Consider the following 13,666-nt stretch of genomic DNA (forward strand, 5'->3'; position numbering starts at 1 on the left):
GGGTTTCATATGCGTAAATACATGCCGTTGTTAGGGCTGGTGCTCTTGCTGGCGATGTTGTTTCCAACCGCCGCATCCGCAAGGGAGCCTTACTATACGTTCTATCTTGATCATGGTACCGGCGGTGCAAGGGACAGATTGTACTATATGCAGGATATCTACGCGACGGGGATGACGGTTACTAATGTTGGCGAGCATGCTCTAAGCGGTCCAAGCGATTTGTTTATTGATTCGAATGATCAGCTGTTCGTAGCGGATACGGGGAATAACCGCATTGTCGTGTTTGACAGAAACGGCCGTTTTCTTCGGGTAGTAGGCGGACAGGAAGGCAAAAGCGCGCTTAATGCGCCGGAAGGCGTATTCGTAACTTCGAAAGGCGAGATTTATGTCGCCGACACGGGTAATCGCCGGGTTGCGGTATTTGACGCGGAAGGGACCTTCGTGAAGGAATTCCAGAAGCCGACCAATTCGCTGGTGCCGAAATCCTTCTATTTCGTGCCGGTCAAAATGGCTGTTGATGCCCGAGGCATGATGTACATTGTTTCGAAGGGTTCGTACCAAGGCCTTGTCCGGGTCGACAAGAACGGAGAATTTACAGGCTTTCTGGGTGGTAACAAAGCAAGCGTGACGCTGCTTGACCGGGTCAAGAAGGCGATCTTCACGGAAGAGCAGATGGCGCAGGAGAACAAGAAGCTGCCTCACGAGCTCAGCAATATCACATTGGATCATTCAGGCTTCTTATTCACGACAACGCTGGGCGTCAAGTCCGATCAGGTGAAAAAGCTGACGGCCGGCGGACAAAACAGGCTCAGCAACTCGGGACTTATCTCCGGTTCCGATCAGATCGTTGATGTTACAGCCGACTCGCGGGACTTTTACTACGTCCTGGACCGCAAAGTAACGGGAGACGATGACATTGACAGCATGATCTCCGTATTCAGCCCGGAAGGCTCGCAATTGTTTACCTTCGGAAGCGTTCGGAAGCAATCGGAACGGCGCGGCGTGCTTTCGTATCCCTCCAGTATCGGAATCGATTCGAAGGACCGGCTCTGGGTGCTTGATTCGGATTTGAACATGCTGCAGGCTTACGACCGGACCGCATTTGGCAATGCGATTCTCGATGCGGCAGCCGACTATTACGTCGGCGACTACGAGAAAGGCGCGGATAACTGGCGCAAGGTAAGCTCGCTCAACGAGACCATCAACCTGACGTACCTCGCTCTAGGCGAGGTTGCCCAGAAGGAAGGCCATACCGTGGAAGCCATGCGTGATTTCAAAACGTCCTATGACGTAGAAGGCTATTCCGAGGCGTTCTGGTCATACCGGATGAATTGGATCGAACGGAATTTTGGCTACTTGGTTGCCGCCATCGTTGGCTTTTGGCTGATCTACCGGTTCGGGATTAAGAGATTCATTCGTTATTATCTCGTGCACACTCCCGAATTTTTGAAAGGTATCACGCGTGATTTGCGGGATTGCGGATATACGATGCTGCATCCGTATGAAGGGTTTTACCGGATCAAAGGAAGGAACGTTTCATACTGGAGTCTGCTCATTATCCTGCTGCTTGTGACCGCTGTTAAGCTGGCATCCTTGTATTGGAGCGGGTATATCTTTCATCCGGTTGATCTCAGGCAGATTAGGCCTTGGTCAGAGCTTCTTTTCTTCTTCGTCCCTGTCTTCACTTGGATTATCGCCAACTACTTGGTCAGCACGGTCAAGGATGGGGAAGGCCGTTTCCGGGAGGTGCTGCAGGCCAGCATATTCGCCTTGCTGCCTTATGCACTGCTCTCGATTCCGATTATCGCGTTTACCAATATCCTCGTTCTGGAGGAAGGGATTCTCGTCTCCTCGATTACGAGCATTATGTGGATATGGGTCGTGTTGTTGTTCTTTGTCAGCTCGCAGGTGATTCACAACTTTGATTTTATTGAAAATTCCAAAAATTCAGCCATCACGATCGGAACTATTGGCGTCATCTGGCTGTTTGTCGTCATCAGCGCCGGACTGACCTTTAACCTCTCGGATTTTATTTATCAGCTGTATAAGGAGGTGGCTTTCCTTGGGTAGCTTCATTAACATCAGGCCGCGACGGAAAGTCCTTCTCGTAGCCGCCATCGTCATTGCTGCAGCGGGTATCGTGCTTTTTGCGAAAAGCCAAATGGACAGCTCACTGACCGATAAAACCGGCATCGATATGCGAAAAGCGGAAGCAGTAGCAGTCATTGCGGGAGATGCCTGGAAGGCGGATGCCGTGGATGGCGAGGGATTTGCCGAAGCGGCGAGCAATGCGGGTTACGCACTTGAATTTCAGCAGTCAACCGGGCAAATAAGAGTGAAGAATCTTCACAGCGGCGAGTATTGGAACAGCAATCCTAGTCCGTCGGCGCTTGCCGGGGAAACGGTAAAGGGCGATCTGCGCACAAACCTGGAATCGCCGTTTATTCTGGAATATTACGAGCAGGCTTCTATCCAGCGGAAGGTCGCGAATGCTCTTGGATCGGGCGTCAAATGGACGGTCGCCAAGCAGAAGGACGGCATAGCCGTCCATTACGACCTGACCCAGCTTCAAATCAAGTTCACCATGGTGTATACGTTGACTGAAAATGGCCTTAAGGTGGTTGTCCCGGACAGCGGAATGGAAGAGAACGGAAATAACCGAATCGTGTCAATCGAGGTGCTGCCGTTCTTCGGAGCGGCGGGAACGGATGAAGCAGGTTATCTATTTGTTCCTGACGGACCAGGCGCGCTTATGCATTTCCCGCGAAGCCGTCAGCTGATCGGCAAAGGTTATAATCAGCCGGTTTACGGGCCTGAGATTACCACGAAATCACCGAATTATGATTCCACGGCCGTGTACCCTGCCGTGCCGGTATTCGGCATGAAAAAAGGTGAAGATGCTTTCCTGGCCATAATCAAGGCGGGAGCATCAAAGGCGGCCATTCGCGCATTGCCTTCGGGGGTTGTAAGCTCCTTTAATTCGGTTAGCGCCAAATTCGTGTATCGCGAGGAATATGACCGCCGTCTTAGTTTGGGCGGTAAAGCAACAAGAGTCTTCGAGGATGAGCGGACACCGCTTGACGGGGAAGTGGAGTACTCCTTCCTGACGGGCAAAGAAGCGGATTACGTGGGGATGGCTAAGCGGTATCGCGACGAACTGACATCGGAAGGCAAGCTGCAGCCGATTCAGACCGCACAGGGCGATGTGCCCTTTGAGCTGATGATTATATGCGGCAATTCGAACTTTTACAATAAAGATTACGAAGTGGCGACTACCTTCAGTCAGGCCCAGAAAATCATAAACGACCTGAAGCAGTCGGGCGTTGAACATGCGCGCATCACCTTGGATGGCTGGCAAAGCCATGGCAGGCTTTATAATACGGATCCCTTCAATGTCGAGAAAAAGCTTGGCGGCAAAGCCGGTTTGAAGGCGCTTGTTAACAAGGCTCATGAGCTCGGTTATGAGATCGTGCTTAATGTTGACTTTGTCGATGCCGATTCCGAAATCGACGATTTGTCGCCAAAGAACTTTGGCGTTCGTTCGGCCGAAGGCGACGTTCTGCTATTTGGAAGCGATTTTATTCTAACGCCTAATGTCACCTATCATTTGGCGGAGAAGCTTGTGCATGAAGCGAAAGCCGTCGGCGTCGACGGAGTGCTGTACGAGGAGCTGGGGAATTTTCTTACCCGCGACTACAATCCGAATTACAAGTACACCCGTGACGATACGGCCCTTATTTATAACTCGATCCTGGATATGACACGCAAGGAGCTGGGATTTAGCGGCGTATATCAAGGAAACTCGTATTCCTTCGGCCATATCGATCACATCAATGGAATACCAAGAGACACCAATCATTTCTACATGGTTGACGAGATGGTTCCATTCATGCCGATAGCCCTGCACGGCAGCGTGACCTACACGATGGCGCCCGGCAATTTGCGCAACGACATTAATGCTGAGAGGCTTAAAGGCATTGAATATGGCGCTGTGCCGGCATTCATGTTGACGGCAGAGTCAAGCCGAATGTTGCTGGATACGACCACGTATGGGATTTTCAGCAGCCGATACGAGCAGTGGAAGAAGCAAGCGCTTGAGGAATATGCGGACATGAAACGGATGGCCTCTACCGATAACCAGCCGATTACGGATCATTACGAGAGTGCAGCCGGCGTTTACGTGACGGAGTACGGCAACGGCGTCCGCGTGACAGTCGACTACAACAATGGAAGATTCGATGTTGAAAGGGAGGCGAGCCGATGAATGACAGGGCGAAGGTGATGGCCAAGTTTGTTTATAAGTGGAAAAGCTACGGAGCGGGCTATTTGTTTATGCTGCCCTGGATGATCGGATTCGCCGTATTTATGGCCTTTCCAATCGGCTGGTCGTTGTATCTGTCCTTTCAGAAAGTCAGCTTGTCCGGCACCGGATTCAAGTATACCTACATTGGCATGCAGAACTTTAAGGATGCGTTATTTAAGGATAACGAATTTACCATCCAGCTTCTTGTTTTTATGCAGCAGATGATTTTTATGATCCCGATCATCATCATTTTCTCGCTGTGCGTTTCGATCCTGCTGAATCAGCAGTTTCCCGGACGCTTTCTCTTCCGGGCCGTCTTCTTCTTGCCGGTTATCTTCTCTACCGGCCAAGTATTAACGGAGCTGTTCCAGCAGGGAGCGGGAGACGTACCGTTTATCGCCCAGTATGGCATTGATACTTACGTGACGGAAAACTTCAGCGAATCGCTCGCCAAGCCGCTGCTGGACATACTTGGCATGATGATTCTGATTCTATGGTCGTCGGGGGTGCAGATTCTTATCTTTATCGCAGGCTTCCAAACGATTTCCAAATCGATCTACGAGGCCGTGCGCATTGATGGAGCATCACCGTGGACCAGCTTTTGGAAAATCACGCTTCCTGGCATAAAGCCGTTTATTGCCTTGAACCTGCTGTACACGATGGTGGATCTGTTTACGTTTCCGTTTAATCCCATTATGGAACAGATCAAAAAGAACATGTTTGATATCTCGACCGGTTACGGTTACGCCAGCGCCATTGCTTGGCTCTACTTTATCTTGATTATGATTCTGATTGCACTCATTATGCTGTTCCTTAACAGCTCCAATAAGGCGAGGAGGGCTTAAAGATGAAGACCGAAGCTGTCGTCCGGCGGTACACGCGCCAGGTCCGCTCCTATGTCAACAGCCGCAAGGCGCAGCGGATCAAGCTGGCGGTACTTGGTCAGCACATGAATGACGGGCTGCTCGCCAAGCTGTTCATTTACTTTATGCTGTCGATTATAGCGTACTTATATCTTCAGCCGTTTTTCTACATGATCAGCACCATGCTGAAAGGGTTGTCCGATCTGCTGGACCCTACGGTGAAATGGATTCCGCGGACGATCGACTGGGATAATCTCTCCCGTGCGTTCAAAGGGCTAAGTTATCCGCGGTCTTTCATGAATTCCATTCTGCTGGCGGTTGGAGGATCCCTGCTTCAGGTATTTGTATGCGCCATAACCGGCTATGCGCTGGCAAGGCTGCAATTTCCCGGGAAGAAGCTTTTCTTCGCGTTGGTCTTTCTGACTTTTTTGATACCGCCGCAGGTGATCATGATTCCGTTATATGTCATATTCAGCAAGCTGGGCTGGCTTGGCACGCCGTTTGTCTTCCTCGTGCCGGCGCTGTTCGGTCAAGGGATCAAGAGCGCGCTCTTTATCATTATTTTCCGGCAGTTCTTCCTGTCCCTTCCGAAGGCGCTCGAAGAAGCGGCCATGATTGACGGGGCTTCGATGTTCCGGTTGTTCTTCCGGATTATTATGCCGCTTGCTTCGTCGGCGTGCCTGGTCGTCTTCCTGTTCTCCTTCATCTGGTACTGGAATGAAGGGTATCTGACCTCCATGTTCCTGTCGGGTGATTTCATTCCGCTGTCCAACAAATTGGCGGGTCTTGAGACAGCGATCTTCGGCGACAATCCAAGCATGGCGATGATGACGCAGAATCCGGTAACGGAAGGCACCAAGATGGCCGGCGCATTCCTGATTGTGTTCCCGCCGCTGGTACTCTACATGATTGCTCAGCGCTGGTTCGTTGAAGGAATCGAACGTACGGGTCTCGTGGACTAACCGGCATAGCGATAATGGCTTGAAAAGGGCTTGAAAGGGGTGATGCGGGGGGCTGAATACGGAGGATTTGAGGGGTCAGCAGCATGTGAAACATCATAAGGGGAGCAAACGGCAGTTCGCAATCTTAATAAACGATTCATATAACGGGAGGATTCGTCCATGACAAAGAAAAGAATTTCGATGATGCTATTTTCCGTAATGATGCTGTTCACGCTTATTCTGAGTGCTTGCTCGAACAATAATAGCAAGCCAAACAACTCACCAAGCAATTCGCCGGCTGAATCAGCTGCCGCAAGCACGGAAGCATCGGAGCAACCTTCCGATGAGCCAATCACGCTGACGTACATTCGCGGTTCCGCCGTTTCTCCGAATGAGCAAAAGGTTCTGGATATGTTCCATGCGAAGTACCCGAACATTACGATCAATATCGCGCTCGCCGATGGCGGCGGTGTAGGCGATATGCTGGAGAAAGCGACTGCGCTTCAAGCGGCAGGCACTCCTGCTGACATTATTTGGGTGCAGGATACCATTCCGTTTGCAAAAGACAATCTGCTTGTTGATTTGTCGCCGTATATGAAGTCGGATCCGGTGCTCAGCACGGCCAAAATTCCGGCAAGCTCGCTCGAAGCGCTGCAGTTCAAAGGACAGCAGCTGGGTATTCCGCGCGCGGAAAATCCAATCATCGTTTATGTAAATAAGGACCTGCTCGCTAAGCACGGCATCGATATGCCGGCTAATAACTGGACATGGGATGACTATCGCGAAATTGCGAAAAAAGTAACGGATCCTAGCGTTGGCGAGTACGGTATTTCTTACGGCCAATTCAACTCCATCATTACTGCTGGCGTAATAGGCGTAGATAACGGCACATCTCCTAACTTGTATTTCATGGATCAAGATTGGAAGCAAAGCCTGCTCACAACGCCAGAAGCTAAGGCCGACATCGAATGGATTAAGAACCTGCAGGACGTAGACCACTCCATCGGGCTGTGGGCAGACCTTGAAAAATCCGGCTCGGGCTGGATGAAAGGTAACGTTGCCTTCGAAATTCACGGAGTTTGGGAAGGCAGAAACAAACGGGAAAATGCCAAGTTTAACTGGGATGTATTACCGCTTCCAGGCGGCAAAGCGAAACAGGTTGGATATACAGTAGGCACGGGTATTGGCGTGCTTAGCGGCTCCAAGCATCAGGATGCGGCAGTGAAATACCTCGCGTTCATGAATACGATTGAAGCTCAAAAGGTGATGCTCGAAAACGGTGACTTCCCGCTTACGGAAGACCAAGAGCTGAAGGATGCTCTAGTCGAAACTTCGATTTGGAAGGGTACGAATATCCTGGCCACCATTGGCGTTGAGATGAGAGCCGAGCCGGTTGGCAAAATCGTTGGCGCTTCGGAATACGTGCAATGGTGGAGCGACGAAGTACAGCATGCGTTTAAAGAAGGCGAAGATCCGAACAAGCCGATTTTCGAACAAGCAGCGCATTTTAACGAATATACCTTAGGTCTGCGCAAAGAACTGGGCTTGGATTAAGAAGAGAAGGAGAGATTTTGCAATGAGACATGACAAGAGGGTACCGCAATATTCCACGGCAGGCTTTTTCGGGATTGAAGGAAGTCCGAGACAGGTATTTAATTTTAATCCGGGCTGGCGCTTTTTTAAAGGCGATGCCGCAGGGGCTCACGAGGAGCAGTTCAACGACGGAGAGTGGGAGGCAGCATCGCTGCCTCACGGCCTCGAAATTCTTGGAGAGAATGCGAGCGGAATGCGCAATTACCAAGGTACGGCATGGTACCGGAAGCGGTTCATTCTTCCCCGCGAGCTTGCGGGCAAACGGACCGTTGTTCATTTCGAAGCGGTAATGGGAATTGCGGATGTCTGGGTGAACGGGCAGCCGGCCGTACAGCATTTGGGCGGTTATCTTCCGTTCGCGGCAGACATCAGCCACCTTGTCTATCAGGATGGGCGGGAGAATGTCATTGCCGTGCGGGCAGACAATTCCAACGATCCGACTTATCCGCCGGGCAAGCCGCAGGATTACTTGGATTTCAGCTATCTCGGAGGGATTTACCGCGATGTGTATCTGATCTCGACCGAGCAGCTCCATGTTACGCATAACCTGCTCAGCTCTACCGTTGCGGGCGGCGGCGTATTTATCGGGATCCGCGATGTGTCGCAAAATCAGGCGGACATTGAAGTGCGTACGGAGGTTGTGAATGAGGACGGAGCAAGCCGCTGCTTTACGCTGCGCACCGTGCTGGAGAATGAGGATGGCAAGGAATTGCTTGTCTTCGAAGAGCTGGCGGAGCTGAAATCCGGCGAGAAGGGTACCTTCATTCAGGAGATGGATGCAAGAGACGTCAGGCTGTGGCATCCTAACGATCCGTATCTCCATTTCATCCGGACCGAAGTGCTGGAAAACGGGAAAATCGTCGATAGCTTCAAGACCCGATTCGGCATCCGATTGTTCGAAATGCGCGGCGACGACGGCTTCTTCGTCAACAAATCCTATATCGGGGAGAAGCTGAGCGGCGTCAACCGCCACCAGGACTACGTCTATGTAGGCAATGCGCTGCCGAACTCCGGTCAATGGCGGGATGCGGTGCTGCTCCGCGAAGGCGGCTCCAACGTTGTGCGCGCGGCTCATTATCCTCTGGCTTCCGCTTTTATGGATGCTTGCGATGAGCTTGGACTGCTTGTCACGGTAGCGAACCCAGGCTGGCAGTTTTACAATCACGAGGATCCGGTGTTCGAGCAGCGCGTCTTCGAGGATACCCGTGCGATGGTTAGACGCGACCGAAACCGTCCGGCCGTTCTGCTGTGGGAAACGGCGCTTAACGAAACCGATGATCAGCCGGTCTCCATGCTGAAGGAAATGCACCGGATTGTCCATGAAGAATTCCCGTTCCCGGGGGCTTTCACTTGCGCGGACGTTGACAGCGCCAAAGAAGCCGGCTTCGACTTCTATTACCATGGCAGCATGGAGGACGAGAAATGCTCGCTAACGAGGGAATACGGCGACGGCGGCGAGGTAGACAACTTTGGCTCCCAGAACGCCATGACCCGCGTGAAGCGGGAGTGGGGCGAGCAAGCGATGCTTAATCAGGCTATGATTCGCGCGCGGGATCTCGACGGCGTGTATGCCACGCCTCCGAAGCGCGTCGGCGCCACGGTATGGTGCGGCATTGACCATCAACGCGGCTATCATCCGGATCCGTTCCTGGGCGGCGTGCTTGATCTTTACCGCATTCCGCGTTATTCCTACTATCTGTTCAAGAGCCAATACTCGCCTGACTTTAAGCTCAGGGGTATTCAAACGGGCCCGATGGTCTATATTACCCACGAGCTGACGCAGGTATCCGGCAGCGACGTCATCTTGTTCACGAACTGTGAAGAAGTCCGTCTGACTTGGCTTGGAAAAGTGATCGGCACGCAGAAGCCTGAGCCGAATTACAAGTCAATGCCTCATCCTCCGGTTATCTTTAAGGATGTATTCAACTTCCGTGAGATTTCGTCCAAATGGCGGCATCGGACCGGCGAAATCGTCATGATTGCCGAGGGACTTATCAACGGCGAAGTGGTATGCCGCGAAGAGAAGGTTTACTCGGAATGGCTTGCCGGCGTGACGCTGGAGGTGGATGACGTCCATATCGGCTTGACCGCCGACGGATCCGATTTTATTCCGGTTCGCGCCATGCTCGTGGACCATAAAGGCGTTACGAAGGTTCTTGGTAACGAGTACATCCACTTTGTTGTGGAAGGACCAGGAGAAATCATTGATGCTCCGTTACCGGGGGCCAATCCGATGCGTACGCAGTTTGGGACAGCTACAGTATTCATCCGGGCGACAACCGAACCGGGCGAAATTGTAGTGAAGGCATTCTGCCAGGGTCTTGCTTCCGACTGCATTGTGATTCAGTCTTCGAAGCCGGCGCTGCCGCTTCTGTATGATCCTTCGTATGCCGAAGAAAGCCGGAAAGCCGAATCGACGGCGAAAGTTCCTGCAGCTGTCCTAGAGCAAACCGCCATAGCTGCCGACAGCGATCATGAAACGATTGAGAAGCTGGAAGCAACCATCAAACGCTTGCAGCTGGAGCTCACCAGCAAGGAACAGGATATTATGGAATTGAGGGGAAGCCGCGCGTAAACCGGGTGGATTGGATGGCTTAATTCCCGATGAATTGGCTGGTTACAGAAGGCCTAATGAACTTTATGATGGGTCCACAAACATCATAAAGCAGAGGGTGGTACAGCATGAAGGAACTTATCTCTTTTATCTTTCTGACGGCGGCGTTTGTCTCCGGCCCGTTTCTTATCGTGTTATTCGGACGCATGGCAGTCCGAGGCGAGGAGCTTCTCGAGGCGGACAGTAAACTTCATTAGCCTCTACAAAGAAATTGACGTATGCCTGTAGTCCGGAATTTGGACCTGGCATACGTCAATTTTTATGATTCGGACAAAGTTTCTCTTAAAGCTTGAGCGAACTTATCTACCCCCGCTTCAATGTCGTCAATCGAAGAACGGGCATAGGACAACCGGACATAACCCGGATCTGCGCCAAACACGCTGCCCGGAATGAACAAAACGCCATTGTTGATCCCGTTGTTCAACAGGCGGTAGTCCTTGACTGTATTGTTGATTTTGCACCATAAATTTAATCCGCCTCGAGGCAGCTCGAAGGAAACCTCGTTTCCGAGCTCCCGGTGCAGGGCTCCAGCCATAATGTCGCGGCGGAGAAGCAGCGAATCTCTCAACCGCTCCAGATGAGGAGCCAGCGAAGAGGATTCGAGCAGATGGGCTGCTATCCATTGCGGGAACAGGCTCAGGCCAAAATCCATCTGTTGACGTGCGTCCGATAGACGCCGGATAACGGCATGGGGGGCTGCCATCCAGCCGATCCTTAGACCGGAGGCAGCCACCTTTGATAAAGAACCGATATATAATACGCTTCCGTTCCGGTCTATGGCCTTAATTGGAGGCGGCGCGGCGTCATCAAAGGAGGTTAAGCTGAACGGATCATCCTCAACGACCGGAATCCCGAGCTGTTCACAGCAATTCAACACCTCAGCCTTGCGCTCTGCACTCATTACGGTTCCGGTTGGATTCTGAAAATTGGGATTCAAGAACACCATGCGAATCCGGTGCTGTTTGTAAAAAGCTCGGATTTTCTCCGGATCAACCCCATCTTCGTTTACGGGCAAACCAAACAGCCGGATTCCCGCCGACTGGAACATGGGCAGGGAGTAGCAGTAGGACGGGTTCTCTATGGCGATGGCATCCCCGGGACTTAGCAGGCATTGCGTTATTAAATACAAGGACTGCTGCGAGCCCGAGGTAACGAGAATGGAATCGTCAGTTGCCTGAATCCCGCGTTGCTCTTGCAGAAAACGGGCAATCGCCGACCGAAGCGGGACGTAGCCTTGAGGATCTCCGTAGCCGAGCGGCTCATGAAAAGGCTGATTCCGCATAATCCTGATAATCTCTTCGTTCGGCGACAGCTCCGGAGCCAGCTCTCCGTTCGCCAAATTAATAAACGGGTCTCCGCTCTGGGAGGCTTCTCTGATTATCCGCATAAAAGGCAGATTGGGCAAAAGGATGCCGCCTTCCACGTACCGGTTCCAATTGGGATAAGATTCCATTCCCCATAAATGACCGCAAACGCGGGTGCCGCTCCCTGCCAGACTCTCGATCATGCCGGAAGCGCGAAGATTTTCGTAAGCCTGTACGATCGTGCTCCGGTTAACTCCCAATTGCCCGGCCAGCTTGCGTTCCGATGGCAATTGGCTGCCCGGAGGAAGCTCGCCCAACGATATTCTCTGCTCAAGATAATTCGCTATCTGCTGGTACAGCGGCGTTTTATCCTGTCTGTCCGGTCTCCACATGCTGTTCACCTCTTCTTCATTATCCCTCGTAGGCGTTTATGAATAACCATACTATAAAAAAGAGCACTCCGTCCAAGGACGAAGCGCTCTCATACCGTTTATAAAGGAATGTTCATTCGCAATGTGTTTTTATATTCATTTGGTCTCATTCCGGTATATTTTTTAAACGTATTCGAGAAGTAGGAATAATGGGCAAAGCCCGCCATCTCCGCCAACTCGTAATTTCGGTATTTCCCTTCGCGCAAATACTGCTTCGCCAGCTCGATCCGCCTTTCGAGGACGTAATCGATCGCTGATTTGCCAATCTCTTTCTTAAACAAAAGACTGAAGTGAGAAGGGCTTAATCCTGCTTCATGAGCGATATCGTTTATGGTCAGCTTCCTTGTGAGATGCTGTTTGATATAATGCAGGGCACGCGCAATTTCCGGCCGAACGGAGGCGGCTTCAGCCGCCTCGTATGCAGCGTCGCGTTGACGCAGCCAAGCGCGCAATTGATCCATGGCTTCGGCCAAACGCTCAATATGACTAAAAGCCGGCCATTCCGGCAAAGCGGAGTCCCGGCGGAGGGAGGAGCCAAGCGATTCCAGCCAGGCAAGCACATCACCGGGCTCCGGCCTATATAAAAGAAGCAGCGCGTAAAGGCTGTTCAAGCTTTTCTGAGTTGATGCGGAATCTGCTTTATTGTGCAAAGACACACTTAGCCCGGATAATTCGGAACGCAAAGGTTCCGTAAGAGGGCGGAAATCCGGTGTTCCGTCGGCGAAAATGGAGCGGGAGCTCTCCTGATAGAACCGGTAAATGAACAGCTTTTCCGCCTGAATGAAGCCTTCGCGGATCATGGATGGGGATTTCAGGACTCCGCTCGCGGCTAAGGTAACCGATATTTGGAGATAGAACCGAAGCGGCCCGGCAATGCTCCGTTCAAGCTGCAGGCACTTATTCCTTATTTCTTCCGTGCTTTGAGAAGGCTGTTGCAGCAGCAAAATAGCGAACTTGCCAAACTCCAGGGGGAAGAGCTCGAACTGCCCCGGGAAGACAGGTGTCAGCGACTCCCGGATGATATCAAGCATGCTGCATTCGATCAGGTAATGATCTTTCACCGAATACTTGGACTTGTATCGGGTAACATTGTCGACTTGACCGAGAATCAGGACAAAAGCGTCCGCTTCCAGGCAAATGCCCAGCTCGGCTGCCTGCTGCCTGATTTCGTTATCCTTCTCATAGACCGAGGACAGCAGCTGCCAAATAAAATGCCTGCGCAGCGGATGTTCCACAGCGCTCGATACTTTGAAATCCTTCAGATCCTGATGGGCTGTCAGAATAGCGCATGGTACCGAATCGCCAAGCTTGTTCTTCAACGTTCTATCGTCCATGGCCGGCAGTTTAATTTCAATCAACGAGTAATCCGGCAGCAGTTGCCTGATAAGCTCTAACGCTTCTTCGTTGGTGGAAGCTTTCCCGACTAGGGTACAGTCCCGCTCGGACCAAGGAAGACATCTGCGGTCGACCGCTTGGTCATCCACGAGAATTAGCGTTTTCATACGGAGTTCCTCCTTAACGATAGGCAGCATCGGCTATTTCATTATAAGGTTAGGCCAAATTCCAAAACAGTTAGCGAATCCACGGAAAATAACACGATTCAACGATTAACGGCAT

9 protein-coding genes are annotated in these 13,666 nt (G+C 51.7%); 7 read left to right on the top strand and 2 right to left on the bottom strand.

The window, feature by feature from the left end; genetic code table 11:
- The first annotated feature begins 9 nt into the window (after nucleotides 1-9).
- The 7 genes from FHT67_RS03250 to FHT67_RS30290 all read left to right on the top strand — a co-directional run bounded on the left by FHT67_RS03250 (nucleotide 10) and on the right by FHT67_RS30290 (nucleotide 10,511).
- Entirely contained in the window at nucleotides 10-2,070 is a 2,061-nt protein-coding gene (locus tag FHT67_RS03250) for a YIP1 family protein (protein ID WP_167195614.1), read from the top strand.
- Nucleotides 2,063-4,264, top strand: a complete 2,202-nt coding sequence (locus FHT67_RS03255; RefSeq protein WP_167195617.1) for a DUF5696 domain-containing protein — start codon at nucleotides 2,063-2,065, stop codon at nucleotides 4,262-4,264. Before FHT67_RS03250 ends, FHT67_RS03255 begins: the two co-directional genes overlap by 8 nt.
- On the top strand, nucleotides 4,261-5,148 hold the full coding sequence (locus FHT67_RS03260; RefSeq protein WP_243711555.1) for a carbohydrate ABC transporter permease: 888 nt from the start codon (nucleotides 4,261-4,263) through the stop codon (nucleotides 5,146-5,148). Before FHT67_RS03255 ends, FHT67_RS03260 begins: the two co-directional genes overlap by 4 nt.
- A gap of 2 nt (nucleotides 5,149-5,150) precedes the next feature.
- Complete coding sequence (locus FHT67_RS03265) at nucleotides 5,151-6,128, top strand: carbohydrate ABC transporter permease (RefSeq protein WP_167195620.1); 978 nt, start codon at nucleotides 5,151-5,153, stop codon at nucleotides 6,126-6,128.
- A gap of 159 nt (nucleotides 6,129-6,287) precedes the next feature.
- Nucleotides 6,288-7,661: an ABC transporter substrate-binding protein gene (locus tag FHT67_RS03270; RefSeq protein ID WP_167195623.1), complete on the top strand. Its 1,374-nt coding sequence runs from the start codon at nucleotides 6,288-6,290 to the stop codon at nucleotides 7,659-7,661.
- 22 nt (nucleotides 7,662-7,683) lie between these two features.
- A complete protein-coding gene (locus FHT67_RS03275; RefSeq protein WP_167195626.1) occupies nucleotides 7,684-10,275 on the top strand; it encodes a glycoside hydrolase family 2 protein in 2,592 nt (863 codons plus the stop codon).
- Nucleotides 10,276-10,382: 107 nt separating this feature from the next.
- A complete protein-coding gene (locus tag FHT67_RS30290; protein WP_279513507.1) occupies nucleotides 10,383-10,511 on the top strand; it encodes a hypothetical protein in 129 nt (42 codons plus the stop codon).
- A gap of 62 nt (nucleotides 10,512-10,573) precedes the next feature.
- On the opposite strand, the gene pdxR is transcribed toward FHT67_RS30290, so the two are convergent.
- Complete coding sequence (gene pdxR / locus FHT67_RS03280; RefSeq protein ID WP_167195629.1) at nucleotides 10,574-12,010, bottom strand: MocR-like pyridoxine biosynthesis transcription factor PdxR; 1,437 nt, start codon at nucleotides 12,008-12,010, stop codon at nucleotides 10,574-10,576.
- Between the two features lie 98 nt (nucleotides 12,011-12,108).
- Complete coding sequence (locus FHT67_RS03285) at nucleotides 12,109-13,551, bottom strand: helix-turn-helix domain-containing protein (protein WP_167195632.1); 1,443 nt, start codon at nucleotides 13,549-13,551, stop codon at nucleotides 12,109-12,111.
- Nucleotides 13,552-13,666: the final 115 nt, after the last annotated feature.

Origin of the sequence: Paenibacillus sp. BK720, assembly GCF_011761545.1 — a bacterium.
In the GTDB taxonomy this organism is placed as follows: Bacteria; Bacillota; Bacilli; order Paenibacillales; family Paenibacillaceae; genus Pristimantibacillus.